Raw genomic sequence first — 26791 nt, 5'->3', positions numbered from 1 at the left:
CTCTCCACTCTCTCAACTCTTCTTCTCGACCTCGTCCTTGAGGCGCAGCAGCATGGCAGCCCGGGCCTGAGTCGTCAGCGTGCCGATCTCGGCGTCCGTCCAGCCCTTCGCCCCCTTGCCGGTGACGGCAACGGTGAACTGGAGGCTCTGGTCCTGAAGCCACGCGTAGGGGTAGGGGTCACCGCCGAGTTCGGCGTTCTGATACTTCCCGTACTCGATCAGCGAGTCCTCGGAGTTGACCTGCGTACTCTCGCCCTGGGTCAGCGCTGCCGAGAGCAGCGAGCCGATCATCTCCCCCTTCCGCAACTGCTGCGTGGGGCACCGCATCGTCTCCTCCACGGACTCCGCCATCTCCCAGCGGGCGTCCTCGGGGGTGCTGTGCACGGTGACGACGGCGGAGAGCCGCAGTGGGCCCTTGCCGCCCGCTGCGGGCACCTCGAAGGAGCGGCTGCGGGTGGCGAGGACGCTGCTCGCCAGCTTCTCCTGCTGCCAGACGCAGTCGGCCCCGAGTACGGGCCAGGTGGCCGGATCGCTCTCGTACGGGCTGCGCCTGACGACACCCGGACCGAAGCTGTCAGGGTCCGCGATGACCTTGCCGATGAAGGCGAGGGCGTCGGCGCGCGAGGTGGGCAGCCTGGCCGGGTCCGCGTCGATGAGGCCGGTGTCCTCGGGCCCGGACGCGGGGGCGGTGCTCGCTTTCGGTGACGCGGAGGCGCTCTTCCCCTCCCCGCCCGGACTTCCACCGCCGCCGGAACAAGCCACCAGTACCAGTGGAGCCAGCACCAGCATTCCGTATCCGCGTATCGCCCGTGCGCACGCCACGATCGGCCACCCCGTCTCCCCGAAGACCACCCCGATCCTATGATCGCGGGCCGCCCGGGGGCGGAGGACGCCAAAACTGTTGCGCCATCAGGACGTTGAGCCGCGGCCACCACCGGCCACCGACCGGTCACCGCCGGCACCGATTGACATGGACAGGTCTTGACCACTGACGCCGCCGCTCCCTACTGTGAGCGGGCATCAGACGTCTGTTGTCCGTTTTCAGAAAGTGGAGTTGTTCCATGACCGGAAGACGAACCCTGCTTCTCTCGGCCCTGTCGCTACCGCTGGCATCCCTTCTGACCGCGGCCCCCACCTCAGCAGCACAGGCCGCCGCGCCGGCCGCCTCGCAGTCGTTCTACGTCGACTGCGGAGCCGCCGCCGCGGGCAACGGAACCCAGGCCACGCCCTGGAACTCGCTGACTCCGGTGAACGCCCACACGTTCCAGCCGGGTGACTCGATCCTCCTCAAGCGCGGCTCGACCTGTACCGGTCAGACGCTCTCCCCCAAAGGGTCGGGGGCGGCCGGAGCGGCGATCGTGGTCGACGCTTACGGCACGGGTGCCAAGCCGGCGCTTGCAGGTGCCGGACAGGTCACGGACGTCGTCCGGCTCGCGGACCAGCAGTACTGGGAGATCCGCAACCTGGACATCTCCAACAAGGGAGCGGCAGCGGCGACGCGACGCGGCGTCCACGTCACCCGGACCGACTCGGGCACCGGCACCTACTACCGGCTCACCGGTCTCGACGTCCATGACGTCAACGGCAACCAGACCAAGAAGGACGACGACGCCAGCGCCGGGATCTTCTTCGAGGTCCTGGGCAACACGACGCCCACGAAGTTCGACGACGTCGTCCTCACCGGCAACACCGTGCGGGCCGTGGACCGTTACGGGATCCACTTCTGGACCCGGTGGATGCAACGGCCCGAGCTCAACAACGCCAACTGCGGTACGACCTGCGGGGCGTGGACGCCGCAGACGCGGGTCGTCATCCGCGGGAACACCGTCACCGACATCGGCGGCGACGCGATCGTCCCGCATCACACCGAGGGCGCGCTCGTCGAGTACAACAAGGTCGACGGCTTCCGCGAGCGCGAGCCCGCGCACTGCGCGGCCGGCCTCTGGGCGTGGAACACCCAGGACGCGCTGTACCAGTTCAACGAGGTGAGCGGCGGCAAGAGCACCTGCGACGGGCAGGGACTCGACCTCGACGAGGCCAATATCCACACCATCTACCAGTACAACTACAGCCACGACAACGAGGGTGGCTTCATCCTCCTGTGCAACGGTGGCGGGTCGACGACCGCCGACAACATCGTCCGGTACAACATCAGCCAGAACGACGGCGGCCAGCTCTTCGACATGGTCTGCGACAGGACGACGAACACCCAGATCTACAACAACACCTTCTACCTCTCGAAGCCGGTCGAGATCATCAGCAACTCGAACGGTTCGACGGCGGCGAACGCCACGTTCACCAACAACATCTTCCACGTGGCGACGGACGGGGCGAGTTACGTCAACGCCGCAGGCCTCGGGTACAACGCGAACGTCTTCTACGGCACCCACCCGGCCGGCGAGCCGGCCGACGCCAACAAGGTGACGACGGACCCGAAGCTGACGGCCCCCGGCACGGCCGCCTCACGCACGGACGCCGACGGCTACCGGCTGCAGGCGGGCTCCTCCGCCCTCGCCAACGGCGCGGTCGTACCGAACGCGGGCGTACGTGACTACTTCGGCGGCCCGGTCGCGGCCGGCTGCGTGCCCGACCGCGGCGCGCACCAGTCATCCACGACCTGCGTCAAGCCGACGGGACCGACGGCCGGGATCAACCGGATCTCCGCCGGCACCCAGGCGATCGACGTACCGGCGCACTCCACCGCCCAGGGCACCCAGCTGGTCGGCTGGCTCTGGAACGGCGGCACCAACCAGCAGTGGAACGTCACGGCCGACACCGACGGCACGTACACCCTGAAGAACGTCACGAGCGGCCTGTGTGCCGAGGTCTACAAGAACTCCAAGGCGGCGGGGGCCGCCATCGACCAGTGGGCGTGCAGCGGCGACGCGAACCAACGCTGGACCGCCACTCCCACGACCGGGGGCTACAAGCTGACGAGCAAGTCCAGCGGGCTGCTCCTCACCGCGGCCTCCACCACGAACGGGGCGCTACTCACTCAGCAGGCGCCCTCCACCACCGCGGTCCAGACCTGGGCCTTCACCAAGCTGTCCTGATCCGACCGCGGCAGATCGAGCGGGGCCGGGTGCCGAAGCAGGCACCCGGCCCCGTTCGCGCGTCCGTCACCCTGCTCAGTCGCGCGGCCAGGGCCGTCCGTCGAGGCGCTCGATGTCGCGGTTGAGGCGGGCGAGACTGTCCGCGAACTGGGCCGCCTCCTCCGGGGTCCACTCGGCCAGTACGCGCTGGAGACCGTCCCGGTTCTCCGCCCGGTCCTTGTCCAGCCGGTGCTCGCCCTCGGCCGTGATGGCGAACTTACGGGCGATCCCGCCGTCCGGGTCGGGGATGCGCTCGACGACGCCGACACGGAGCATCGCGGCGGTCTGCCGGTTCAGCGTGGAGGTGTCGAGGCCGAAGGCCTCGTGCAGCTGACCGATGGACATCGGGCCCTGGGCCCGGATGCGGCTGAGGAGGATGTAGGCGCTCCGGTCGAGCCGCCCGCCCCCTCGCGAGGTCAGCAGACTCATATGCCGACCGAGCAGCATCGTCTCGAACTCGATCCGATCCACAGGCATGTCCACGCAAGGCTTCCTTCGACTGCCGGGCCCACCTCCCCGCGGGGCGAGCGAGCTCTTTTGTACATATATACCACGAGTATGCATGGTGCATGAAATGTGCATCATACACTTCTAGTGTATCGTGCATAACGAATGCATGATGCACCTCTTCATGGCCCGGCAGAGCTACAGGAGTACCCGTGAACACAATCCGGCCCACAGCCCGCTCCGGCGGCGTCGTCGGCATCCTCGCCTTCGCGGGCATCGTCGCCGCGATCACGCAGACCCTGGTGGTGCCGCTGATCGCGGAACTCCCGAAGCTGCTCGGCACCTCCTCGTCGAACGCGTCCTGGGTCATCACCGCGACGCTGCTGGCCGCCGCCGTGGCCACGCCCGTCGCCGGACGCCTCGGCGACATGTTCGGCAAGCGGCGCATGCTGCTCGCCTCCCTGCTCCCGCTCGTCGCCGGCTCGGTGGTCTGCGCCCTGTCCTCCTCGGTCGTCCCGATGATCGTCGGCCGCGGACTCCAGGGCATCGGCATGGGCGTGGTGCCGCTGGGCATCAGCCTGCTGCGTGACGTGGTGCCGGCCGAGAAGCTCGGCTCGTCCATCGCGATCATGAGCGCCTCCATGGGCGTCGGCGGCGCGCTGGGCCTCCCGTTCGCCGCCGCCATCGCCGAGAACTCCAGCTGGCGCGTCCTGTTCTGGGTCGTCGCCGCGCTGGCCCTGGCCGTCGGTGCGCTGATCTGGTTCCTCGTCCCCGCCGACGCGGAGAACAGGACCTCACAGGGCTTCGACGTGCTCGGCGCCATCGGCCTGGGCATCGCGCTGGTCTGCCTCCTCCTCGGCGTCTCCAAGGGCGCCGACTGGGGCTGGGACAGCGGCACCACCATCGGCCTGCTCGCCGCGTCGGTCGTCATCCTGCTCGTCTGGGGCCGGTGGGAACTGCGCATCACCGACCCGCTGGTCGACCTGCGCGTCACCGCCCGCCCCCAGGTCCTCCTGACGAACGCGGCCTCGGTCCTCATCGGCTTCTCCATGTACGCCCAGTCCCTGGTCGTACCCCAGTTGTTCCAGCTGCCCGAGGCGACGGGCTATGGCCTGGGCCAGTCGATGCTCGCCATGGGCCTGTGGATGGCCCCGTCCGGCCTGATGATGATGATCATGTCGCCGGTCGGCGCCAAGGTCTCCGCGGCCAAGGGCCCCAAGGTCACCCTCGCCATCGGCGCGCTGATCATCTCCCTCGGCTACGGCCTCGCCGTACCGATGATCGACGGCGGCTCCACCTGGAGCCTGCTCGCGGTGACCCTCGTCTGCAACACCGGTGTCGGCTTCGCCTACGGAGCCATGCCCGCACTCATCATGGGCGCCGTGCCGCAGTCCGAGACCGCCTCCGCCAACAGCTTCAACACCCTGATGCGCTCGATCGGCAGCTCCCTCGCCGCCGCCGTCATCGGCGTCGTGATGGCCCAGATGACCACCGACTTCGGCGGCCACGCCCTGACGACGGCAGGCGGCTTCCGCGCCGCCATGATGATCGGCTGTGGCGTCGCCCTCGCCGCGGCGGTCCTCGCCGTCCTCATCCCCGTACGGGCACCGGCGAAGAAGGACCCCCTCGAAACGGCTCCCTCGACGCCCGAGGTCACCACGGCCAAGGTCTGAGTGGCCGAAAAGGTTTGAGCAGCGCCTCACCACCCGAAAAGGTTGTCCTGTCCCTTCCAGGGGCAGGACAACCTGCTTTTGCCTCGAACCGCTCACCGCCCCGGCCGTAGACTCGCCGGATGGCGAAGTATTTCGACGTACATCCCGAGAATCCCCAGCGGCGCACCATCACCACCGTGGCCGAAAGCATCCGCTCCGGGTCACTCATCGCGTATCCGACCGACTCCTGCTACGCCCTCGGGTGTCAGCTCGGCAGCCGCGACGGCATCTCCCGCATCCGCTCGATCCGCAACCTCGACGACCGTCACCACTTCACACTCATGTGCCAGAACTTCGCCCAGCTCGGGCAGTTCGCGCAGATCGACAACGACGTGTTCCGCGCCATCAAGGCCGCGACCCCCGGTCAGTACACCTTCATCCTCCCCGCGACGAAGGAGGTGCCGCGTCAGCTGCTGCACCCGAAGAAGAAGACCGTCGGCGTCCGCATCCCCGACCACGTCGTCACCCAGGCCCTGCTGGCCGAACTCGGCGAGCCGCTGCTCTCCAGCACCCTGCTCCTGCCCGACGAGGAGGAGCCGATGACCCAGGGCTGGGAGATCAAGGAACGCCTCGACCACGAGGTGGACGCCGTCCTCGACTCCGGCGACTGCGGTACGGAGCTCACCACCGTCATCGACTTCTCCAGCGGCGAGGCGGAGATCGTACGACGCGGAGCCGGCGACCCCTCCCGCTTCGAGTAGCCGGGCGCGCGGGCCGGGACCACCCCGGCCCGCCGGTCCCGATTCCCTGCCCCCCGACACCGGAGGACCTGACCGACCATGCCCCGTGCCGTCACTCTCATACGCTCCGCCGCCCTGTCCGACGTCGCCGAGTACGCCTACGCCGCCACGGCCCCCGCCGAGGCGCGGCTGATCTTCCTCGCGGGCGCCTGCCCGCTGAACGAGGACGGTTCGACGGCGGCCATCGGGAACTACGCGGGCCAGGCCGCGAAGGCCGTGGAGAACATGCAGACCGCGCTGAAGGACGCCGGCGCGTCCCTGGAGGACGTCATCAGCACCCGCGTGCTCGTCGCCTCCACCCGGCAGGAGGACTTGGGGACCGCCTGGAAGGTGGTCCGGGACGCGTTCGGTGACCATGACGTGCCCAGCACGTTGATGGGCGTCACCGTGCTCGGCTACCACGACCAGCTCGTCGAGATCGAATCCGTGGCCGCGGTCATCGACGCCTGAGCCGGCCGGCTCAGTACAGCGGGCCCAGCTCCGCGCGGACCGTCTTGCCCGGCTGCCCCGGCGGTACGCGCTCCAGCACCGCCCACCGGTCCGCCAACGCCTCGACCAGCACCAGCCCGTGACCGCCGTCCGACCCAGGCGCCGGTGTCACGACCTCACCGGGGCCAGGCGGCCGGCACTCGCCCCGGGTGTCGGTGACCTCGATACGCAGCGTGCCGATCGTCTCCGGGCCGCCGGAGGCCAGGGCCGGCAGCACTGCGTTCGCAGGCCCTCACGCCCGAGGACTCCAGGAGCCTGCTGAGGCGAACCCGAGGAGCGCTATGAGTACTACCGGTCGAGCCTGGTTCACGAGCAGTTACAGCGGCTCGGACGGAGACGCCTGCCTCGAAGTCGCCCTGTCCTGGCACAAGTCCACGTACAGCGGCGACGGCGACTCCTGCGTAGAGGTCGCCACCTGCCCACCACGGTCCACATCCGCGACTCCAAGGTCGAGGAGGCCCTCAACTCGCCCTCTCCCCCACCACCTGGACCCAGTTCGTCGCGTACGCGGTCCAGGGCTGAGCACATGATCCCAGGCGCTATAGGAATCCCCTATAGCGCCTGCTGACATTTGGTCTTTGCCTCTCGTTCTCTCCCGGTCGTACCTTCAAAAACAACGCGGAAGCGTACGACTTCACCGAGAGGAACAGCGGCAATGAGCACGACGGAAAACGGGTCTGGAACGCGGGAACTGGCCGGAAAGCGGGCCCTGGTCACAGGTGGTTCCCGCGGAATCGGGGCGGCCATCGTGCGCCAACTCCGAGACGCGGGAGCCGAGGTGCTCACCACCGCCCGGTCGGCGCCGGACGCGGTAGCGGACGGGGTCTCCTTCGTCGAGGCAGACGTGCGGACACGCGCCGGGGCGGAGGCCATCGCCGCAGCCGCACAGAAGACGCTCGGCGGGGTGGACATCCTGGTCAACAACGCGGGCGGGGCGGGGCCATTCCGGCAGACCGCGGACATCCCTGACGAGGAGTGGCAGAACCAGCTGGACCTGAACTACCTGGCCTCCGTACGGCTGGACGCGCTGCTGGCGCCGGGGATGCGGGAGCGGGGTTCGGGGGCGATCGTGCACGTGTCGTCGGCCGCGACCCCGTTCACGCCCCCGCCGTTCCTCCACTACACGGCGGCGAAGGCCGCATTGGAGAACTACAGCCGGGGGCTGGCCCTGGAGCTGGCGCCGTCCGGCATCCGGGTCAACATCGTCAGCCCCGGAAGGACCGAGACTCCCGGCGGCGAAGCGACGCGGGAGGAGTGGGCGCGCATGGTCCCGGGGTCGGGCGCGGACAACACCGGCGTGCCGTTGGGGCGTGTGGGCCGGCCCGATGACATCGCCGACGCGGTGCTGTTCCTGGTTTCCGACCGGGCGAGCTGGGTGACCGGGAACATTCTCACGGTGGACGGCGGTGAATTTCCCAGGAGTTGACGCGGACGGAATTCCGGGACGCGGGAAGGAATGGCAACCATCGAGGCCCCGGGAAGAATGCGAGCTCACTGACCCGCAAGGGAACCGGCCCCGGACACAAGGCGTCCGGGGCCGGGAATGTGACGCCGATCGATCCCTACTTCAGGCCGTAGGCCCAGTCGATGGTCTCGACCGTGCGGCTGCCCGCCGTGTCCCACAGCTCGGTCCTGATGGACGCGTGACCGTTCGTCTTCGCGAGCTTCGGCTGCTGGGCCGAGACCCGGAAGGAGTCACTGTCCAGCCGCCGTACGTCGGCTGCCTTCCAGGTCTTTCCGCCGTCGTAGCTGAGCGACACCTTCGCGCCGGCCAGCTTCTTCGATCCGGTCCAGCCGGTGGCGCGGTAGCCGTCGAGGGTGAACGTGTACTTCTTGGCCGCCTGCACCCGGTTCAGCAGGTCGGTCTTCATGTCGTAGTGCGTGAGGATGGCCGCCATGGGCTGGCAGGCAGCGGCCATGCCGACGAAGTCCTTGCAGGCCACCTCGTTCATGCCCTGAGGCGCGTCCGCGGTGAAGGAGTACTCGGTGCGGCTCGTCGAGTCGGCGAAGCCGTCGGCCGCCTCGTACTTCATGTCGAGGTCCAGCCGGTAGGCGGCCTTGTCCTTGATGATCCAGGGGGTGCTGGCAGGCACCTCGACCCCGTCGCGGTAGAAGGCAAATCCCTGGGATGCCGCCCCGTATTCGGTGTAGTGCGCCGGGTCGGAGTCACCCGCCGGCCCGGGGTACGGCGCGATGCCGACATCACTGCTGCAGAAGTTGCAGGAGAACATGCTCCCCACGGGCGCGGGGTGGAGTGCGGGAGCGAACCACTCCTCGGTCACCGGCCGGCCGGGGCGGTAGGTCTCGGTCCGGCCGAACATCTGGGCACCGTACTGGGAGGATCCCACCCCCTGGCGGTACGCCTGACCGGCCTTCGCATAGGTGTAGTCGTCCCGCTGGTGGCCCCGCAGAAGGGCCTCCGGTACCCGCACGACGAGCCGGGAGGTCGCACCGCTCCACACCTGCTGCTGGTAGGAGCTGACCTGCTCCGTGCCGTAGCCGTGGAAGACGTTCGTGACCTTGGCGAAGTCACCGCGCCGCGCCCTGACCGTCAGGTCGGCGGGGATGGTGTCCTCGAAGTCCCACTGCCCGCCATAGGCGAACGCGGACTCCTTGTCACCGTGAAGCGTCACCCGGACCGGGGACTTGCCCGCAGCGGCGAGCCGGGCGGACAGCTTGCTGCCGTCCTTGTAGTCGAGCACCGCGAGGGGAATGGTCAGGCCCGCGCCGAGCACGGCGTACACCGGACGGTCGGTGACAGGCGCCCTGAGGATCGCCGCGGCGCCCGCCGCCTCCAGGAGTTCCGCGGCCTCGATGATGTAGTGGGCGTCGTCGTGGACGAGCGCGACCTTGCCCTTGACGTCCGCGCGGGCGATTTCCTCCGGACTGCCGCTGCCCACGTCGACGAGGGTCAGCTTCCTGTCGCCCTCGAAGCGCACGAACTGTTCGTAGGTGCGTGGCGTGAGCGTGAAGCCTCCGCGTCCGGTGACCTCCGCCGTCATCAGCGGAGCCCGCTCCCGGTGGTAGAAGGAGGTCACCAGCTTGCCGGACGAGGGCTTGGCGGCCGGGATCGCCCCGAGGTGACCGGAGGTCATGAACGCGTCGCCCTCGAGGGAGACCGCCACGCCGCGGCCGTCGGCGGTGGTCCGCCGGAGCGTGTGCGCGTACCCGGAATTCACCCGTGGGCGCTTGTCACCGGGTACGTCGAGCCGGAAGTCCGTTGCCTCGGTCGCGTCGACACCGACCTCGACGGGCTCATCGGCAACCTTCACATCGGGGAGGCTGAAGAGGTCGTACGCGTCGGAGAAGCCTCCGCGGAACCCCATGTCGCCCGTGCCGATCGCACCGAAGAGAGCGTAGGAGCCCTGAGGCACCCGCAGTTTCAGGTCGCCCTGGCGGGCGACCGGGAAGGACTCGTAGTAGTCGTTGTCGAGGCCCATGGCGACGACCAGACCACTGTCCGGGGCTGCACCGTCACGGCCCTGGAGATCCACGGTCAGTCCGTAGCTCTCGGTCTCCTTGGTGAAGCCGAGCGCCGAGGTGGCGGTGGCTCCGCCGTCCGTCGTCGCCGTGATCTGCCCCGAGTACGTCGCGGGTCCGAGCAGATTCGGATCGAGCGTGACCGTGAGCTCCGTGCTGTCGCCCGCGGCCAGCGTGACCGCGTCCTTGTCGAAGGTCAGCGCACCCTCGGTCAGGGTTCCGGTCGCGGTGTGCGCGGACAGCTTCACCGTGGTGGCGGTGTCGGTCGGGTTGCTCACGGTGAGAGTGCGGGTGAGCTTCTCGTACGGCCGGTCCTTCTGGAACCAGATCATGCCGAAGTCGGCCGGGCTCGACAGGTCCACCTTGGCGTCGAGGGAAGCCGCCACGTCCACCCGGCCGTTGCCCTGCTCCTGGACCGTGTGCTTCGCCGACGGGACGGTGTGGGAGGTGAGTTCGGCCTTGATCCGCGCGCCCGGCCAGTCGGGGTGACGCTGGGCGAGAATGGCGGCGGCACCGGCGACGTGCGGCGTCGCCATCGACGTGCCGCTCGCCGAGGTGTAGTGGGTGTCGACGACGGTACCCATGGCGGTGCCGGCCGCCCTGGCCGCGACGATGTCGACCCCGGGGGCGGTGATGTCGGGCTTGATGGCCTGGTCCTCACCGACCGGGCCCCGGCTGGAGAAGTCGGCGAGCGCGTCGGCATGGTCGACCGCACCGACGGTCAGCGCGGAGGGAGCCGCTCCGGGGCTGCCCACGGTGGAGGCACCGGGCCCGGCGTTGCCCGCCGCGATGACGAACAGCGAGTCGCTGGTGGCGCTCAGCCGCTCGACGGCCTGGGACATGGGGTCGTCGGCCGTGCCCTCGTCGTCGCCCAGGCTCATGCTGACGATGTCGGCGCCCTGGTCGACCGCCCACTCCATTCCGGCGATGGAAGCGGAGTTGGGGCCGGAGCCGCTGTCGCTCAGCACCTTGCCGATGAGGAGCTCCGCCCCGGGGGCGACGCCCTTGAGGCGGCCCGCGGACTCGGCGCCGCTGCCGGCGATGGTCGAGGCGACATGTGTCCCGTGGCCGTGTCCGTCCTGGACGGTGGCGGTGCCCACGAAGCTCTTGGAGGCTACGACGCGGTCCTTGACGTCGGCGTGGTTCAGGTCGATGCCGGTGTCGAGCACGGCGACCTTGGTGCCCGTGCCGTCGAAGCCGGCGGCCCAGGCCTCGGGGGCGTGGATCTGCGGGACGCTCTTGTCGAGGGAGACCTTCGCCGGAGCGTCGTACCAGATCCTGGCGATCCCGGAACCGGCGGCCGCGGACCGGCCGTTCGCGGCCGTACGTGGCTCGGCCGCCTTCCAGAACGAGGCCGCATCACTCTTGTCGACATGCAGCGCCGCCATGTCCACCCGGTCCAGGACGAGGCCGCGTTCGCTCCCCGGAAGCCGGTCGGCGCGCTTGCCAAGTGTGGACCGGGACGGTTTGTCGTCGTAGGAGACGATGACGGGCAGGGAGTCGTGCTTGCTGTCCGCCTGGCCGTCCCTGATGAGCTGGGAGACGTTGAAGAGCCGCCGGTCCAGGGTCTTGGCGCCGAGGCCGGAGAAGGCCGACGCGGGATAGACGTGGAGGTCTCCGTCGGGGTCGGTGACCGTCTGGAAGGTCTTCGGGTTGCCGGGCGCGGCGGTGATGGTGGCGGACTGCCGGCCGTCGGTCGCCGTGCTGACCGAGACCCGGTCACCGGTGACCAGGGTGACCTGGACGGGCTTCGCCGCCGCGGGCTGAGAGCCGCCCTGCGGAGCGACGGGCTGGGCGACGGCGGCGGTACCGGAGCCGACCACGGGTATGAGGGCTCCGGTGGCGATCACCGTGGCAACGGCGATCAGCCGTCTGCCACGTCTGCCGCGAGAGGGACTGTGCACGTACGTCTCCTTGGGTGGGGAGCAGAGAATCAGCGCACGCCGAACTCCGGGCACGACAGCCCTGGAAGCAAGGAGATCCGGCCGGATGATCAGCGCATTCGGAGGTTATAGCCCGTCAGGTCCACTGTTGAGGTTCCTTCGGTGTCGCATATGCGCCACCTGTGAACGACGCTGCTGCCGGGGGCGGGGCTCCGTCGCCGCCCCCTCGGCCCGGTACCCCGATCCACCCGCGGCGTGCCGCGTGCCAGCCCAGTTGCATGCGGGTCGCCACCCCGGCCCGGTCCATGAGGCTGCGGGCCCGGCGCACGACCGTGCGCCGGGCGATCCCCAGGTGGCGGGCGACCGCGTCGTCGGTGAGTCCGCTGAGGAGAAGGGTCAGCAGACGCGCCTCTTCGGGGTTCAGTTCGCCCTCGTGGGCCCCTAGGGCCGCACCGGCGGGGTCCAGGGGCACGCTCTCGGCCCAGACTCGTTCGAACAGCTCGATCAGCCCGTCCAGCAGGGGGCCGCGGGTGATGACGACGGAGGCACCGGGACGCAGTGCCACGTCGGCGGGAGCGGAGAGGACGGCCCGCTCACGGTCGACGATCATCATCTTCATCGGAAGCCGGGCAGTGACCCGCGCCTTCTCTCCGGCTTCCAGACACTGATCGATGAGGACCATCGCCCCCGGGTACTCGATAGCCCGCTGTCCGTACACCGTCCGGTAGACCACCCCCTGGGCGAGTTGGTCCAGTTCAGTCCCGTTGTCCGTGGACAGGTACGGCGGCACATCGAAGTGGAGCACCTCGTGCCGTGCCCGGAGCAGCAGGCTGTCGCGCGGTGACATGACGCGCCCGGGCTGCTGCGGGGCCGGGGCGGGGGGCACCGCGGTCACCGGCGGGCGGGTGCCGTCCTGCCTCATCGCCCGCCCCTGCCGGACGAGTCCCTCCAGTGCCCGGTCAACGCTCTCGAGTGCCGGCCCCAGCCGGGCCGCGAGCCGCGGTAACCCGCTGGGCTGCCCCTCGCGCACCGGTTCGCTGTGGAGGCGTGCTTCCTCTTCCGACGGCCTCATCGCCTCCACGCTCGCACCCTCTTCCGCATGGGGCCGCGCGCGGCCCGACCCCGGTGCCTTGCCGGAGACTATTCCGAATCCTGGGAACTTATCCGACTTCTGGCAATGGGGCACCGACTGGTACGGACGTGATCGATTGCACGTTTAGGCAGACTGCGGGGGTGGAGGCGGGGCTCGCGCCCTTCAACTGACCGACGTGTCCTCTCACCTGTCGGTGGAAAACTATGTGGCCGCACGCCAGCCGTCGCTCGCGGAATGCGCGTGCTGATGGGTGGGATTCGAGCTCAGCGAGGGCTGGCCCCTCCTCGCCCGTCAGGACACCGGCGCGAAGGAAGCGGACTCGGTCCAGGTCTCCCTGCGCAGGAGGTCGAGCAGGGCCGCGCCTCCTGGGCCCGAGCCCTGTCGGAGCACGGCGATGACAGGCTGGGACACGGTCGGGGTCACGGGGCGGACGAGGTGTTCGTAACCCTGGGGCACCGCGGAGGCCGGGACGAGCGTCCCGCCCAGCCCGTGGGCGGCCCAGCGCACGGCTGTCGCGGTCTGGGACACGCGGGCGGCCGTGGCCGGGGTCAGGCCGTTGTCCCGCAGCGCGCCCAACAGGACGCCGTCGAGCGCACTGTCCCGGTCGAACCTCACCCACGCCTCCCCGTCCAGCTCGCACAGGTCGACCCGGTCCGCCGCGAGCTGCCGGTGGCCGGGGCCGAGCACCACGACGAACTCCTCGTCGCCGAGGTGGTGGGCGTCGGCGGGGGTCCGCTCGCACGCCGCCATCAGGGCGAGGTCCAGCACGCCCCGCCGGCACAGCCGCTCCAGTTCCGCGGAGCTCGGCTCCTCGAAGACGGTCACCTCCAGCCGCGGGAAGCGGCGCCGCAGCGCGTCCATCGCGCCGGGCAGCTGCCGCGTACCGAAGCCCATCTGCGCCGCGACCACCAGCTCACCCACCAGCTCATCGGCACCGGCCCGCGCCGTCGCCCTCGCCTTCCGCGCCGCGCTCACCGCGACCTCCGCCTCCCGCAGGAACGCGCGGCCGACCACGGTGGCCACGAGCCCGGTCGGCGTGCGGGCGAACAGCTCCACGCCGAGGTCCCGTTCCAGGCCGCGGATCTGCTGGGACACCGACGGCTGGGCAACACGCAGCCGCTCCGCCGCGGCCGTCACCGAGCCCTCCTCCGCTACGGCCAGGGCGTACTCGAACTGGCGGAGGCTCATCGGCTCCCGTCCCCTTCCTGCGGTGAGCGAAATGCACTGACTGCCGGTACATCGCAGGAGGTGCCTCGTATATTCCGCTCCTCGACACCACGGCGGAGAAGGGACCCGTCTCCCCCTCTTCCCCGGCAACCTCTCAGCCGTACGCCGCTGACTCCCACTCCGTTCCGGGCCTGAGCCCGGTCAGCAAGGAGGGGTCGGACAGCCGAACGGCCAGTCGCGCCGTCGGGACCTGTTCGACGTCGTCCCACAGGTCGTGCCAGGCCCGCCCGAACGCCGTGAGCCAGGCGTCCTGGTCCTCCGGGGTGATTCCGGAGGAACGGACGTCGGCAGCCACCCTGAGCTTGGCTCCTTCGGTGTCGAACGGGTAGTTCCGCACCTGCGAGAGCTCCACAGCCGCCACCGCGTCTTCGGCGGCGCCCTCCTGCGGCAGCCGGCCGTCCAGCCCGGGAGCGTCTGCGAGCAGTCGGTGAGCGAACACCTTCGACGAGGAGAAGGCCCCGGCGTCCGGGTGAACCGCGTGCACGCTCAACTCGACCGTTCCCGACGAGACAGCAAGCACGCGTGCGCGCCACAGTGCCGACATTTCCTCAGCTCCTCAGCTGTTGGTCGCGCTTCCTACAACGTGACGACGCCGGTGGCGATGAGCGAACTCAGTTGTTGGGCCGCCTTGTCACCGATCCGTTCGGCGAACGAGATGGTCGACTGGGTGGCCCCGGCGCGCGACGGTCGCCCGCTCGTGTGACTCCCGACGAACTTGACCTTGTCCAGCGCCCACCCGACCGACGCGGCCGCTCCGAGTCCGGAGGCGTCGTCGATGTGACCCTCGAACTCCGTCTTACGGACGCCGCCGAGCGATTGCAGGAAGGCGAGTTCGTCCGCGTTGAAGTTTTCGCAGGTCGGCGCCACGGCGGCCAGTGTGGCGGGGGTCAGCGCCGTCACCGCCACGGTCTGCCCGGGGTCCGCGACCTGCGGCACCTGGAACCGGAAGGAGGACCCGTGGTGCACGGACTTCCAGACGCCGCCGCTGAGCCGCTGATGGTAGACGTGGAGACCGGTCGGGAAGAACGGCGCGAAGTTCATCTGCCGCGCGGTCCCCGCCGAGGGCGTGTTGTACTCCAATTCCACGCCGTAGAAGACCTGCTCGCCCTGGGAGGAGGCGTCGTCGACGTCCTTCTTGAGGTAGTCCTCGAACTGGGAGTGATAGTTCGAGTTGTCCTTCTTCGAGGCGGGCACCAGGTTCCTCGCGTCACCGGGGCCACCCGCCTTCTCGTTCACCAGGTGGAAGTTGATCCAGAAGTTGGTCTGCTTCAACTGCCTGATGTAGTCGTACCCCTGCGCGTCCTGGAAGGGTGGGGCGCCCACCAGGCTGCCGTCGGTCCGCATCCAGGCCGCCTTCACCCTGGCGGCGCCGCCGGCGGACTCGGACTGGTAGTTGAAACCGATCCCCGGCTGCATGGAGGGATCCAGCACCCGCTGCACTGAGGGCTCGCCCGCATGCGCTCCGGTCGTGCGCTGCGTCGCAGGGTCTGCGGAGCGTACGCCCTCTGTTGTCCGCGGCTCGGGTGTACGTGCCATGACCCGCGTCGCGTTGGCTTCCGCTTCGCGTTCGTACCGGTCTGAGGGGTCGGAGACGTGAAGCCCCGCGCCGTTGTCGGTTCCGCTGACGGGACCTCGGCGCTGTTGGACGACGTGGGTGAGTTCGTGGGCGAGGGTGTGTCTGTCGCTGCCGCCCCGGCCGATGACGATGTGGTTCCCGCTGGTGTAGGCGCGGGCGCCGACCTCGGCCGCGGAGGCCTTCGCCGCAGCTTCGTTGTGGATGCGGACGTCGGAGAAGTCCGCACCGAGGCGGGCTTCCATGTCGGTCCGGGTCGCGTCGTCCAGGGGACGGCCACTGGTACGCAGAACGTCACGGACGGTGGAGCGCTGCACCGCGGGCGCCGGCTGCCCGGCGTCCTGCCGGTGGCCACTGGCGGCTCCGGCCTGCTGTCGCTGACGGGCCCAGGAGCGGTCGGCTTCCCGGAGCATCCGGACAACGGCGGCGTTGCCCACACTGCGCTGCAGGGCGAGGAACTCGGCGGGGGTACCGGCACCTTGGGCGGAGGCCCTGGCGGCGGAGCGGGTGCGCCTCCTGCTCTGGGAGTCCTGGGCCTGGTCGTTGGCGTACATCGGGTCCTCTCACGGGCTACGCACCTTGCGCCTGGAACTCGGCAGCCGGCCGACAACGTCACTCGTCGGAGCATCGTACAACCGCGCCGAATGCCGTTACAGCGAGCCTTCGCACTCCGTCAGTTTCGGCTCCTCCACCTTGTACTCGTCAGGCATGAGGGGCTTCAGGTGCTTGTTGTACAGCTCCATCCACTTCGAAGGCCCGCCGTTGCGCTTCTTCATGATCTCCGAAAGGGCTCGGCACACCTCCCTCTTGAGGCCCTTCTCGCTGGGGTCCATCGCTACGCCGTACCCCTTGGCCCCGCCGTCGAACGTGTCGACCATCTTCGTGTTGCCGAACTTGCTGGCGTAACCGGCGACGATGACGTCATCCGTAGCCATCGCGTACACGTTGTTGCCCTTGGTGGTGACCTCTTTGGCGCATTCCTCGTAGCCGGACGGGAAGTTCTTCTCGGGAGTCACCCCCTCGTCCTTGATCCACTGTTCGTACGTCGACCCGGCCGCCGTGCAGACCTCGGCGCTCTTGTCGTTCTCCAGGTCATGCCGGCTGTCGATGTTCTTGAAGTTGTCCTTCTTGACCAGAAGCGCACCGAGAGGATCGAAGTACGTGCCGGCGAAATCCACCCCGTCCCTCTTCTCCCGCTCCTCGCCGACGCTGTACGTCGCCATCACGAGGTCCACTCGGTTCTTGGTCGTCACCAAGGGCGCCCGCGTGCTGGACGTCACGGGGTAGAAGCGGATCCTCTTCTCCGCTTGCGGATCCGTGTCGAACCCCAGCTCCCTGCCGACTTCCCTGGCCATATCGACCTCGAAACCCGCGTACGAATTCCCGGTCTTCTCGCTCAGTCCGGGCTGATCGGCCTTGACGCCGAACCACAGTTCATCGTGCCCGTCCTGGAACCTCTCCTCGGTCGTGTTCTTGTCCGCCGCCACACTCTTCTTCGCTGCGGTGTCGTCGGGCCGGCCCCAGACGAACCATCCGGTACCGGCGAGCAATGCCGTGCAGAGAACAGCGACCGGAACCTTCCACCGGCCCTGCCCGCCCCGCCCGGGCGACGGAGTGGGCGGCCGGACGGGCGGTTCGGGGCGGGCCACCGGCTGCGCGGGGGCGGACACCGCCGGGCCGGAGGCCGGTTCCTGCCGGGGCGGTCCCGTGGGCGGGCGGCCTGCTGCCGGGGTGTCGAGCGTGTCGAAGTCCCGGGTGACGTCCTGAAGCATCCGCTCGGCCTCGGCGGCGACCGGGCGCTGCCCGGGGTCCTTCTGCAGCAGGGCCTCGATCAGGGCGCTGAGCGGTCCGGCGTACCGCATGGGCGGCACCGGGGAATCGCGTACGGCGATCCAGATCTCGTAGCTGTTCTCCCCGTTGAAGGGGCGTCGGCCTTCCACCATCTCGTACAGCGTGATGCCGAGTGCCCACAGGTCGGACGCCGCTGAGGCGGGGTGGGGCTGGTCGGCGGTGCGGGTCAGCAGTTCCGGTGCGAGGTACTGGGCCGTGCCGATGACCTCGTGCGTCCGGGTCACCTGCACGGCGCCCTCGAAGGTGGCGATCCCGAAGTCCATGAGCAGGGCGCGCCCGTCGGAACGGAACAGGATGTTGTGGGGCTTCATGTCGCGGTGCAGCACCCCGGCCTCGTGCGCGGCGGTCAGTCCGCGCAGCACCTGGAGGCCGATGCGTGCCGCGTGCGGCACGGAGAGCTGTCGCTGCTCGCTCAACAGGTCCGCCAGGGAGCGCGGGTTGAGCAGCTCCATGACGATCCAGACCTGGTTGCCGTCCTCGATCACATCGTGCACCGCGACCACGTTCTGGTGGCCGATCCGGGCGATGGCCCGCGCCTCACGGCGTGCCCGGCTCACCCATTCCGCCTGGGCCCCGGCGGAGACCGCTCCGGGGTGGAGCAGCCCCTTCACGGCGACCTTCCGGTCCAGGCTCGCGTCGAACGCTTCCCAGACCACCCCCATCCCGCCCCGCCCGAGCTGGCGTTGCAGGTGGTAGCGGCCTGCGATGACCATACCCGCGCCGTTTCCGTTCGTTCCGTCGCTGTGCATCCGGCCCCCTGTGTACGTCGATGTGGTGAGCAACATTAGATGTACCGTCGGCCCGCCACGCGAGCCTTGACATCGGCTGTGACCACCTCCTCCCGGCTCGGTGATCTCGTGCTCCCGGCCCCCCGCCGCCCTCGCCCGGCCTTCTCGCCGCAAGGGCACGCGGGTCCTTGATAGCGTCGCCCCAGCGACTGCGGAACACTCCCCGCCGGGGTCGTCGCTCTGCCGGGACGGCGCTGCCACCACGGGACGGCGGGTGCGGGTGGCAGGGGGACCTTCACGGCAGGGACGAAGAGAGCCGAAGCATGAGCCTCGCGCAGTTGCACTACACCTCCGCAACCGACGGGGACGCTCCCGGCACCGGCGAGGCCGAACCGATACGGGCCCGCTTCAGCGCAGTTGACGCCGCGATACCCGCGTCCGTGCTCACCGAGGCGGGGCCGCTCCTGGCGTACGAGACACCCACCGGTACCGAGCCCCGGCTCGCGGACGCCGCGCTGCGCGCGCTGCCCGAGGCGTTCAGTTTCAGTGTGCTCTCCGACGGCAGCCATCTGCTGGCCCGGACCGTGGCGGTTCGTCCCGCGCCCGGCTCCGCCGTGGGATTCCACGCGCACGCGGTCCATCTCCCGGCCGGCACCCGGCTGCCGGGCGGTGTGCTCCCCGTCACCGCCTGCCGTTCCGCCCGCTGGGCCGCCACGACACCGGACCGTACGCTGCCCGGCCCGCTCGCCGCCCTGCCCGCCACCGGCCATGCCCGGGACCGCGAGGGGCTCAACGACTTCGCCGTGTCCCGGGGGCCCTGGCTCGCCGGTGTGCTGGCCGATCTGCGCCGGCTGTGCGCGCAGGACGCCTCCGGCCCGGTCGTACTCGTCGAGCGGCGGAGCGCGGACGTGGCCCGGTGGATCGCCCTGGCCTGCGTCGCACTGCCCGACGGGGCGGCCGAGCGGCTGACCTTCACCACGTACACCCGCCACCCGCGGAGCGCCCCGCAGCAGATCGTCGGAACACTGCCGCAGGACGCGCACGACCTGACCGGCCCCGGCTTCCACGTGCACACCTGCACCGGCCCGCGCCCGGCGGGGCCCGTGGCCGACGCCTGGGCCGAGACGGCCGCCCGAATCTGGCGCAACCGTGCGCCGGAGCTGTTCCGGGAGGCCGCCGAGCTGCCCGGGGAGCCGTTCGCCGCAGGCCCGGTGGCCGTGACGGCCCTCTGCGCGGGCATCGCGCTGGGCACGGGCGGGCGCGCCGCCGCCGCCGGGTGGGCCGCCGAGCGCCCGTACGCGCTGGACGCGAAGCGGACCCGGCAGCTCGTCGACGCGTTGACCGCTCCGGGGGTCGACGACCGCACCGGTCCCGAATTCGACGCCGCGGGGCGGCTGTTCGCCGCGCTCGACGGCCGCTCCCCCGCGACGACCACCACCCCGCTGGCCGCGATGCTGGTCACGGAGGCGGTCCGCGGCGGCAACGGCTCGGTGGAGCTGCCTGGCCGTACCGCCTTCAGCGGTCCCGAGGGCGCGGCCGTCGCCTCGGTGCTGGGCCCGGAGATCCTGACCGAGCTGAGTGGCGCGGGCGTCGGTCTCGACGTGGCCAGGACGGTGCAGTTGCTGCGGGTGGCCCGGCTGCTCGGCGTGGACTGCGCGGACCTGCTGCCCTCGGTCGTCCGCCGGCTCGCGCCCGCCCTGCTGGAGCCCGGTGAGGGCGAGCCGGGCTGGGCGCCGGCACTGCTGGAGCTGATGGACGAGCAGTTCGACGTCCGTACGGCCCTGCTCGGTGCGCTGGACCGGATAGCGCCGCAGGACCCGTCGGATGTCGAGCGGCTGCTGGGGCGGGTGCCGCTGCCGTTCACCGGCACGCAGTTGCTGCCGCATCTACGGATGTGCGCCGAGGCGCCGGCGGCCAAGGCCGGGTGCGGAGCGGACCGGGTGGGCGCGGTGCACCGGGTGCTGCGGGCTGCCGGGATGTCGCCGTTCGCGGAGCCGCTGGTGCTGCGGACGGCCGTGGGGCTGGTGTGGGAGGAGGGTGCGGAGAGGGGCGCGATGACGGCGGGCGAGGGCCGGCTGCTGCTGGAGGCCGCCACGTCGGACGCCCACCGGGCGGCCGGCACCTGGTCGCACCTGGTCGTAGCGGCACTCGGGGCCGGCGCCACCGACGAGGAGGCGCCCGAACTCGCCCACGACCTGCTGCGCGGCTTCCCGCAGGAGATCGCGGGCCGGGAACGCGGTGCGCTGCTGCTCCTGGAGTTCGCCCGCGAGATCCGGTCGGACGGGCCGGCGCCGGAATGGGCGGAGCGGGCCCGCGCGCTGCGCAGGGACGCCGAGCCGGTGGAACCGGAGGTGCTCGGCCATGCGTTCGGGGCACTCGCCGCACGGCTGCTCGCACCGGAGCGGCCGGAGGCCGAGCTGTACGCCCTCGTGCACAGCGGCGACGCCGATCTCGTCGCCGCGTACGACCGGGCCGCGCGCGGGGCCGATGTCCGCGCCCGTCTGAAGGCCGAGCCGGCCTACGCCGCGGACTGCTTCGCCGTCTGGACCGCTCATCCGCACGCGGGAGCGGAGTGGAGCCGGACCGCCGCCGTCCTGCTGGAGGAGGTGCTGCGGCCCGCCGTGCGCAAGCTCTCGGCGGACGGGGTCGCGGAGGTGGAGGAGGCCGTGGGGCGCTCGGGGAGCAGCGGCCGGGCGGAGGCCTTCCACGACTGGAACCGTCGGGGCCAGGGCACCCTGGGGCGGATCGGGCGGCGGATCGCGGGGCGGGTGCGGCGGGGGTGACGGCGCGAGTCGTCGGGGGCGCCGTCCGCCGGGTACCTTTGGGGCACAACGATCTCGTGGGCTCCTGGCGGGCTGCGTGAACCCCAGGAGGAACAGATGACGACGAACCGTGGGCGCAAGGACGTGATCCGCGACCGGATGGCGGCGACCGGTGAGTCGTACAATGTGGCCGCCCGCAACCTCAAGGCGATGAAGGACATGGGCGCCACGCGTGACGCCGTCCTCACGCAGCGTTGGCGCCCGGCCGAGTCGCTCGACGTGCCCTGCCCGTGCGGCGGCATGTGCGAGCCCGGCGAGACGTGTGAGCGGTGCCACGCCCGGCACCGGCACGTGGCCCGCTACCCGGGAAGTGCCACCGACGTGGAGACCTGGGTGGACCGGTACGAGTGCACCGGCTGCTCCGCCTCGTACACGCTGATCGTCCAACTGCCCGACCGGCCCTGGGGTGTCGCGGAGACGGTGATCCAGGGCGGTTCGGCCGAGGAGGTCGTGCGGGCCCGGGTCTTCCCCGGTGTGGTGCACCCGCTGCTGAAGCCCGAGACGCCGGAGGAGGACTGACGCGTCGCGTCAGTCCTCCTCGGGCCGGTTCTCAGGCGTCCGGCGTCAGCCGCAGTGAGATCGAGTTGATGCAGTACCGCTGGTCCGTCGGGGTCGGGTAGCCCTCGCCCTCGAAGACGTGGCCCAGGTGCGAGCCGCAGCGGGCGCAGCGGACCTCGGTGCGGACCATGCCGTGGCTACGGTCCTGGATCAGTTCGACCGCGTCCGTGTCCTTCGGGTCGTAAAAGGACGGCCAGCCGCAGTGCGACTCGAACTTGGTGTCGGAGCGGAACAGCTCCGCGTCACAGGCGCGGCAGGAGTAGACGCCCGTGGTCTTGGTGTCGGTGTACTCGCCGACGAAGGCCGGCTCGGTACCGGCCTTGCGCAGGACGGCGTACTCGGCGGGGGAGAGTTCCTCCCGCCACTCCTCGTCCGGCTTCTCGATGTCGTACGGCACGGTGGCTCCCTCAGCTCGACAGGTGGTCCAGGATCTGCGGGCCGAGGTCCGTGACGTCGCCCGCCCCCATGGTGAGAACGAGGTCGCCGGGCTTCGCCATTCCCGCGATGACCTCGGGGACCGTCGCCTTGTCGTGCACGGCGGTGACGTCGGCGCCGGCCGCCTGCGCGGCGTCGATGATCAGCGTGCTGGTGATGCCGGGGATCGGGTCCTCGCGGGCCGGGTAGATGTCGAGTACCACCGAGGCGTCGGCCAGCGCGAGGGCCTGTCCCATCTCGGTGCCGAGCTCCTGGGTGCGGGAGAAGAGGTGGGGCTGGAAGACGACCAGGATGCGGGCGTCGGTGGCGGCTCCGCGCATCGCTTCGAGGTCGGCCGTCATCTCGGTCGGGTGGTGGGCGTAGCTGTCGATGACCTGAACGCCGGCCGCCTCGCCCTTGAGCTGGAGGCGGCGCTTGACCCCCGTGTACTTGCCGAGGGCCGAGGCCAGGTTGTGGGCGGGGATGCCGAGGGCGACGCCCGCGGCGAGGGCGGCCACCGCGTTCAGCGCGTAGTGGCGGCCGGGGACGGAGACGGTGAAGGTGAGGTACTTCCCGTTCAGGACGACCGTGACCTCGCTGGTCAGACCGCGCGGGGTGATCTTGTGGACGCGTACGTCCGCGGTCTGGGACTCGCCGTAGGTGACGACCTTGAGCGAGGACAGGTCGCGCACCCGGCGGGTCAGCTCGACGGCGCCGGACTGGTCGGCGGAGATCACCAGGGTGCCGTCGGGGACGATCTTGCCGGCGAAGGTCTCGAAGGAGTCGTAGATCTCGTCCATCGAGGCGTAGTTCGCGTGGTGGTCCAGCTCGACGTTGAGGACGATCGCGACCTCGGGGTCGTACTTCTGGAAGCTCCGGTCGCTCTCGTCGGCCTCGGCGACGAAGATCGCGCCCTCGCCGTGCGTGGCGTTGGTGCCGGGCCCGGCGAGGTCGCCGCCGATGGCGTACGAGGGGTCGAGGACCAGCTCGGTGAGGGCGACGGCCAGCATCGACGTGGTGGTCGTCTTGCCGTGGGTGCCCGCGACGGCGATGGACCGCAGCCCCTGCATGAGGGACGCGAGGGCGTCGGAGCGGTGCACGACGGGGATCGAGAGCTCCCCGGCGCGCACCAGCTCCGGGTTGTCGTCACGGATGGCGCTGGAGACGACCACGCACGTGGCGTCGTCGGCCAGGTGACCGGCGGCGTGCCCGATGTGGACGGTCGCCCCCAGCGCGCGCAGTGCCTCGGCCGTGGCGGACTCCTTGGAGTCGCTGCCCGCGACCTTCGCACCCCGCTGGGTGAGGATCTTCGCGATGCCCGACATTCCGGCGCCGCCGATGCCGATGAAGTGCGGCCGTTCCATGGCGGCAGGAATACCGGGTGCCATGCGTGTGTCTCCCAGGGTGGTGCGGGTAGGGGCTCCCAGCCTATTCGCTGTGCGCGAAGAGCTTGAGCACCGGGACGCCGACCTTGTGCCGGGCCCGGGAGGCCCAGTCGCGGTGGAAGAACTCCTCGACGTAGTGCGGCGCGGTCAGGACGATGACCTCGTCGGCCTCCGCCTCGTTGACGACGGACGTGAGCTTGTCCAGGGGGTGGTCCTCGATCACCTGTCCGACGGCTTCGGAGCCCGCCTGGCGCAGTGCCTCCAGGGACACCTCCAGCGCGAGTTCGGCGGACCGTCTGGCGTTCTTCCCCTCCGGTTCCTCGCTTTCCCGGGCCGCTTCCTTCAGTTCGCCCATCGCCAGGTCGTCGATGGCCCGCAACAGCACATCCGCCTGGTCACCACGTGGCTGCATGAGCACGACGAAGGAGATCTGCTCCTCCCCGTGCAGGGTGGTGACGAACTCGACGTCCTCGGAAGTGAGGGGCTTCTCGATCATCAAAACGCTGGTGAACACCACAGGGGCCCTTCTGCTTCAGTGCCCGTCGCCGGTCACTGCGGAAACCATCCTTCCCCGTGCTCGCACGGGGTCTGCGAGATCCATTCTGCCCACCGAACGCTAACCGGAACGGGATATTCCGCTGATTGTCAGATCCGACGGTACCGAGAGAAGAGGAACCCGGCCTCTTCCAGCAGCGATGCCAGGGCGAATCGTTCCGGCACGGCCACCGACGGACCGCCCGCGATCCGCTGCGCGTCACCGGCCGTGAGCATGGGCGCCAGGGTCAGGCAGATCTCGTCCAGCACCCCCGCCGCCACGAACTGACCGAGCAGCCGGGGGCCGCCCTCGGTCAGCAGCCGCCGGTGCCCGCGACCGGCCAGTTCCCGCACGGCGCGGGCGGGATCCACCCGGGAGCCCTCCCCCGCGATCACCACCTCGGCACCCGCCTTCCGGGCCGTCTCGATCCGGTCGGGCGGCGCGCCCGCACCGGTGAGCACGAGGGTGGGGACCAGCGGGGAGACGAAGAGCGGCAGCGAGAAGTCCAGGTCCAGGCTGCCGCTCACCACGGCGATCGCCGGCGCGGGCCCCTGCCCGGCCGCCGCCCGCCGCTCGGCGAAGGCCTCCCGGGCACGGGCGGGCCGGTAGCCCTCCAGCCGTACCGTCTCCGCGCCCGCGATCACCACGTCGGCCAGACCCCGCAGGGTGCCGAAGATCCGCATGTCGCTCTCGCAGGAGATCGGCTGCGAGCGGCCGTCGTGCTGGGCGGCGCCGTCGAGCGTCGACACCATGTTGGCGCGCAGCCAGGGGCCGTTCGTCTCGGGGTAGGCGTAGGCGTCGGCGAGGGCGCCCAGACCCCACTCGCCCAGGTCGTCGGCAGCTGTCTGGTCGGTCACAGGGAACAGGCGTCGCATGTTCGGCAGTCTGGCACGGCCCGCGGCCTCCCCCGCGGCAGGGAGCGGATCAGCGAGGGACGTCCTGTGGCTTCGATTGCAAGGCGGAGGAGGAAGGCGACGCGAAGGGGGTCCCCCCCATGCCCTTAGGGCCCCTTAGGGCTATGGGGGAGTCGTAGACCGACGACAACGCCGCAAGCGGAGTCGCAGGACGTCCCTCGCCCGCTCCCTGCCGCGGGGGAGGCCGTAGGCTGGGTCGTTGTGTCCTCCTCCACTGCCGTGCCGGGGTCCAGCCCCATAGCCGAAACGGCCCCGCTGTCCCTGTGCGCCCTCGAGCCGCACGTCCCCGCCGACCGTCTGGTCGCCGAGATGGTGCCGCCGCCGCGCTTCGACTCGGTGCGTTTCGATACGTACGTCCCCGACCCCGACCAGCCGAGTCAGATCGAGGCCGTCAAGGTCCTCTCGGACTTCGCGGCCGGTCTTGGCGGGGCGCACGCGACGGGCGCGGGCAAGCGCAAGTGGTTCGGCGGCAAGAAGGCGGCGGCGCCGAGCGGCCCGCGCGGGGTCTATCTGGACGGCGGCTACGGCGTCGGCAAGACCCACCTGCTCGCCTCCCTCTGGCACGCCACGCCCGCCGCGCCGCCCCTGAAGGCGTTCGGCACCTTCGTGGAGCTGACAAACCTCGTGGGCGCGCTCGGCTTCCAGCAGACCGTGCAGACGCTGAGCGGGCACCGGCTGCTGTGCATCGACGAGTTCGAGCTCGACGACCCGGGCGACACCGTGCTGGTCTCCTCGTTGCTGAGCCGGCTGGTCGAGGCCGGGGTGGCGCTCGCCGCGACCTCCAACACGCTGCCCGGCAAGCTCGGCGAGGGCCGGTTCGCCTCGGCCGACTTCCTGCGGGAGATCCAGGGGCTGTCCTCGCACTTCCGCCCGCTGCGCATCGACGGCGAGGACTACCGCCACCGCGGACTGCCCGACGCCCCTCCCCCGTACTCCGAGGAGCAGGTCACCAAGGCGGCGTACGCGACCGAGGGCGCCAGCCTGGACGACTTCCCCGCGCTGCTCGACCATCTGGCCCGCGTCCATCCGAGCCGGTACGGCGCGCTGACGGACGGCGTCCGGGCGGTGTGCCTCACCGAGGTGCAGCCGGTGCCCGACCAGTCGACCGCGCTGCGGCTCGTGGTGCTCGCGGACCGGCTGTACGACCGGGAGGTTCCGGTACTCGCGTCCGGGATGCCGTTCGACCGGCTGTTCAGCGAGGAGATGCTGAACGGCGGGTACCGGAAGAAGTACTTCCGGGCAATCTCCCGGCTGACGGCGCTGGCGCGCGACGCAAAGGGGCTGGTGGCGCAGTAGGTTCGGGGACGTGACAACGGTGAGGCACGAAGGAGTGCCTCACCACCCCCGTACAACCGCGCATTCCGTTTGAAGGGAACCAGCATGGCTACCACGCGTCAGGCGCACACGGTCTGGGAAGGCAACCTGATCGAGGGCAAGGGTGTCGTCACCCTCGACTCCTCCGGAATCGGGGAGTACCCGGTCTCCTGGCCGTCCCGCGCGGAGAAGGCGAACGGCAAGACCAGCCCGGAGGAGCTGATCGCCGCGGCCCACTCCAGCTGCTTCTCGATGGCGCTCTCCAACGGTCTCGCCACGGCCGGCAACCCGCCGACCCGGCTGAACACCCAGGCCGAGGTCACCTTCCAGCCCGGCACCGGGATCACCGGGATCCACCTCACCGTCGAGGGCGAGGTGCCCGGTCTCGACGAGGCGGGCTTCGTCAAGGCGGCCGAGGACGCGAAGGCGAACTGCCCGGTCAGCCAGGCGCTGACGGGCACGACGATCACCCTGAGCGCCTCGCTCGCCTGAGCAGTTCCTCGATGCCCCCGGGAGACGGCCACGGCCGGTCCC

The 26791-nt window shown here is 70.4% G+C and carries 21 protein-coding genes and 2 pseudogenes; 10 read left to right on the top strand and 13 right to left on the bottom strand.

The genetic code is table 11. The annotated features are described in order from the left end of the window. Positions 1-12: 12 nt before the first annotated feature. The gene (locus tag ACIBJG_RS01905) at positions 13-789 is read right to left on the bottom strand and encodes a hypothetical protein (RefSeq protein ID WP_399303279.1); all 777 of its coding nucleotides are present in this window, start codon (positions 787-789) and stop codon (positions 13-15) included. A gap of 272 nt (positions 790-1061) precedes the next feature. On the opposite strand from ACIBJG_RS01905, the gene ACIBJG_RS01900 reads away from it, so the two are divergent. Then, entirely contained in the window at positions 1062-3053 is a 1992-nt protein-coding gene (locus ACIBJG_RS01900; protein WP_399302880.1) for an RICIN domain-containing protein, read from the top strand. A gap of 75 nt (positions 3054-3128) precedes the next feature. Here the strand turns inward: ACIBJG_RS01900 and ACIBJG_RS01895 are convergent, their stop codons facing one another. Next, positions 3129-3575 carry a MarR family winged helix-turn-helix transcriptional regulator gene (locus ACIBJG_RS01895; RefSeq protein ID WP_399302878.1) on the bottom strand — a complete coding sequence of 149 codons (447 nt, stop codon included), beginning with the start codon at positions 3573-3575 and terminating at the stop codon, positions 3129-3131. A gap of 176 nt (positions 3576-3751) precedes the next feature. Here ACIBJG_RS01895 and ACIBJG_RS01890 point away from each other — a divergent pair, with 176 nt between their 5' ends. From ACIBJG_RS01890 to ACIBJG_RS01880, 3 genes are all read left to right on the top strand, one after another. After that, positions 3752-5212, top strand: coding sequence for an MFS transporter (locus tag ACIBJG_RS01890; RefSeq protein WP_399302876.1), 1461 nt, complete (start codon positions 3752-3754; stop codon positions 5210-5212). A 119-nt stretch (positions 5213-5331) separates the two neighbouring features. Then, positions 5332-5952: an L-threonylcarbamoyladenylate synthase gene (locus tag ACIBJG_RS01885; protein WP_399302874.1), complete on the top strand. Its 621-nt coding sequence runs from the start codon at positions 5332-5334 to the stop codon at positions 5950-5952. A 78-nt stretch (positions 5953-6030) separates the two neighbouring features. Next, positions 6031-6441 carry a RidA family protein gene (locus ACIBJG_RS01880; protein WP_399302872.1) on the top strand — a complete coding sequence of 137 codons (411 nt, stop codon included), beginning with the start codon at positions 6031-6033 and terminating at the stop codon, positions 6439-6441. A gap of 10 nt (positions 6442-6451) precedes the next feature. On the opposite strand, the pseudogene ACIBJG_RS01875 reads toward ACIBJG_RS01880, so the two are convergent. After that, positions 6452-6676: pseudogene (locus ACIBJG_RS01875) on the bottom strand (ATP-binding protein); the annotation flags it as partial. Positions 6677-6761: 85 nt separating this feature from the next. Here ACIBJG_RS01875 and ACIBJG_RS01870 point away from each other — a divergent pair. Further along, positions 6762-7002, top strand: a pseudogene (locus tag ACIBJG_RS01870) (DUF397 domain-containing protein). A 133-nt stretch (positions 7003-7135) separates the two neighbouring features. Beyond that, the gene (locus ACIBJG_RS01865) at positions 7136-7906 is read left to right on the top strand and encodes an SDR family oxidoreductase (RefSeq protein ID WP_399302870.1); all 771 of its coding nucleotides are present in this window, start codon (positions 7136-7138) and stop codon (positions 7904-7906) included. A gap of 136 nt (positions 7907-8042) precedes the next feature. Here ACIBJG_RS01865 and ACIBJG_RS01860 read toward each other — a convergent pair whose 3' ends face one another. The 6 genes from ACIBJG_RS01860 to ACIBJG_RS01835 all read right to left on the bottom strand — a co-directional run bounded on the left by ACIBJG_RS01860 (position 8043) and on the right by ACIBJG_RS01835 (position 18372). Then, positions 8043-11864 (bottom strand): S8 family serine peptidase, encoded by a 3822-nt coding sequence (locus tag ACIBJG_RS01860; protein ID WP_399302868.1) that lies wholly within the window; start codon positions 11862-11864, stop codon positions 8043-8045. A 115-nt stretch (positions 11865-11979) separates the two neighbouring features. Then, complete coding sequence (locus ACIBJG_RS01855; protein ID WP_399302866.1) at positions 11980-12765, bottom strand: hypothetical protein; 786 nt, start codon at positions 12763-12765, stop codon at positions 11980-11982. A gap of 462 nt (positions 12766-13227) precedes the next feature. Next, the gene (locus ACIBJG_RS01850; protein ID WP_399302864.1) at positions 13228-14124 is read right to left on the bottom strand and encodes a LysR family transcriptional regulator; all 897 of its coding nucleotides are present in this window, start codon (positions 14122-14124) and stop codon (positions 13228-13230) included. Between the two features lie 133 nt (positions 14125-14257). Beyond that, positions 14258-14707 carry a hypothetical protein gene (locus ACIBJG_RS01845; protein WP_399302863.1) on the bottom strand — a complete coding sequence of 150 codons (450 nt, stop codon included), beginning with the start codon at positions 14705-14707 and terminating at the stop codon, positions 14258-14260. A 32-nt stretch (positions 14708-14739) separates the two neighbouring features. Next, positions 14740-16290, bottom strand: coding sequence for a DUF4157 domain-containing protein (locus tag ACIBJG_RS01840; protein ID WP_399302861.1), 1551 nt, complete (start codon positions 16288-16290; stop codon positions 14740-14742). Between the two features lie 96 nt (positions 16291-16386). Beyond that, the gene (locus ACIBJG_RS01835) at positions 16387-18372 is read right to left on the bottom strand and encodes a serine/threonine-protein kinase (RefSeq protein ID WP_399302859.1); all 1986 of its coding nucleotides are present in this window, start codon (positions 18370-18372) and stop codon (positions 16387-16389) included. Between the two features lie 266 nt (positions 18373-18638). Here ACIBJG_RS01835 and ACIBJG_RS01830 point away from each other — a divergent pair, with 266 nt between their 5' ends. Continuing rightward, complete coding sequence (locus ACIBJG_RS01830; protein ID WP_399302857.1) at positions 18639-21098, top strand: GTPase-associated protein 1-related protein; 2460 nt, start codon at positions 18639-18641, stop codon at positions 21096-21098. 96 nt (positions 21099-21194) lie between these two features. Beyond that, entirely contained in the window at positions 21195-21656 is a 462-nt protein-coding gene (locus ACIBJG_RS01825) for a hypothetical protein (RefSeq protein ID WP_399302855.1), read from the top strand. 31 nt (positions 21657-21687) lie between these two features. On the opposite strand, the gene msrB is transcribed toward ACIBJG_RS01825, so the two are convergent. The 4 genes from msrB to ACIBJG_RS01805 form a co-directional block, all read right to left on the bottom strand. Beyond that, positions 21688-22092 carry a peptide-methionine (R)-S-oxide reductase MsrB gene (gene msrB, locus ACIBJG_RS01820; RefSeq protein ID WP_399302853.1) on the bottom strand — a complete coding sequence of 135 codons (405 nt, stop codon included), beginning with the start codon at positions 22090-22092 and terminating at the stop codon, positions 21688-21690. Between the two features lie 10 nt (positions 22093-22102). Continuing rightward, a complete protein-coding gene (murC, locus tag ACIBJG_RS01815; RefSeq protein WP_399302851.1) occupies positions 22103-23497 on the bottom strand; it encodes a UDP-N-acetylmuramate--L-alanine ligase in 1395 nt (464 codons plus the stop codon). A gap of 40 nt (positions 23498-23537) precedes the next feature. Then, positions 23538-23990 carry an indole-3-glycerol phosphate synthase gene (locus tag ACIBJG_RS01810; RefSeq protein ID WP_399302849.1) on the bottom strand — a complete coding sequence of 151 codons (453 nt, stop codon included), beginning with the start codon at positions 23988-23990 and terminating at the stop codon, positions 23538-23540. A 149-nt stretch (positions 23991-24139) separates the two neighbouring features. Next, positions 24140-24904, bottom strand: a complete 765-nt coding sequence (locus tag ACIBJG_RS01805) for a pyrimidine reductase family protein (protein WP_399302847.1) — start codon at positions 24902-24904, stop codon at positions 24140-24142. 240 nt (positions 24905-25144) lie between these two features. Between ACIBJG_RS01805 and zapE the strand changes: the two genes are divergently transcribed. Both zapE and ACIBJG_RS01795 read left to right on the top strand, forming a co-directional pair. Next, positions 25145-26239 carry a cell division protein ZapE gene (zapE, locus tag ACIBJG_RS01800; protein WP_399302845.1) on the top strand — a complete coding sequence of 365 codons (1095 nt, stop codon included), beginning with the start codon at positions 25145-25147 and terminating at the stop codon, positions 26237-26239. Between the two features lie 84 nt (positions 26240-26323). Then, complete coding sequence (locus ACIBJG_RS01795; protein ID WP_399302843.1) at positions 26324-26749, top strand: OsmC family protein; 426 nt, start codon at positions 26324-26326, stop codon at positions 26747-26749. The last annotated feature ends 42 nt before the right edge of the window (positions 26750-26791 follow it).

Source organism: Streptomyces sp. NPDC050422, from assembly GCF_044458665.1.
Lineage (GTDB): Bacteria > Actinomycetota > Actinomycetes > Streptomycetales > Streptomycetaceae > Streptomyces.
This window is presented reverse-complemented; position numbering and strand designations above follow the sequence as displayed.

Bases quoted from the DNA above. Each gene is read 5' to 3' on its own strand.
- ACIBJG_RS01885 (WP_399302874.1), top strand. From the start codon at position 5,332: ATGGCGAAGTATTTCGACGTACATCCCGAGAATCCCCAGCGGCGCACC.
- ACIBJG_RS01795 (WP_399302843.1), top strand. From the start codon at position 26,324: ATGGCTACCACGCGTCAGGCGCACACGGTCTGGGAAGGCAACCTGATC.
- murC (WP_399302851.1), bottom strand. From the start codon at position 23,497: ATGGCACCCGGTATTCCTGCCGCCATGGAACGGCCGCACTTCATCGGC.
- ACIBJG_RS01810 (WP_399302849.1), bottom strand. From the start codon at position 23,990: ATGATCGAGAAGCCCCTCACTTCCGAGGACGTCGAGTTCGTCACCACC.
- ACIBJG_RS01825 (WP_399302855.1), top strand. From the start codon at position 21,195: ATGACGACGAACCGTGGGCGCAAGGACGTGATCCGCGACCGGATGGCG.
- ACIBJG_RS01805 (WP_399302847.1), bottom strand. From the start codon at position 24,904: ATGCGACGCCTGTTCCCTGTGACCGACCAGACAGCTGCCGACGACCTG.
- ACIBJG_RS01900 (WP_399302880.1), top strand. From the start codon at position 1,062: ATGACCGGAAGACGAACCCTGCTTCTCTCGGCCCTGTCGCTACCGCTG.
- ACIBJG_RS01850 (WP_399302864.1), bottom strand. From the start codon at position 14,124: ATGAGCCTCCGCCAGTTCGAGTACGCCCTGGCCGTAGCGGAGGAGGGC.
- ACIBJG_RS01880 (WP_399302872.1), top strand. From the start codon at position 6,031: ATGCCCCGTGCCGTCACTCTCATACGCTCCGCCGCCCTGTCCGACGTC.
- ACIBJG_RS01845 (WP_399302863.1), bottom strand. From the start codon at position 14,707: ATGTCGGCACTGTGGCGCGCACGCGTGCTTGCTGTCTCGTCGGGAACG.
- ACIBJG_RS01840 (WP_399302861.1), bottom strand. From the start codon at position 16,290: ATGTACGCCAACGACCAGGCCCAGGACTCCCAGAGCAGGAGGCGCACC.
- ACIBJG_RS01835 (WP_399302859.1), bottom strand. From the start codon at position 18,372: ATGTTGCTCACCACATCGACGTACACAGGGGGCCGGATGCACAGCGAC.
- ACIBJG_RS01855 (WP_399302866.1), bottom strand. From the start codon at position 12,765: ATGAGGCAGGACGGCACCCGCCCGCCGGTGACCGCGGTGCCCCCCGCC.
- ACIBJG_RS01830 (WP_399302857.1), top strand. From the start codon at position 18,639: ATGAGCCTCGCGCAGTTGCACTACACCTCCGCAACCGACGGGGACGCT.
- ACIBJG_RS01865 (WP_399302870.1), top strand. From the start codon at position 7,136: ATGAGCACGACGGAAAACGGGTCTGGAACGCGGGAACTGGCCGGAAAG.
- ACIBJG_RS01905 (WP_399303279.1), bottom strand. From the start codon at position 789: ATGCTGGTGCTGGCTCCACTGGTACTGGTGGCTTGTTCCGGCGGCGGT.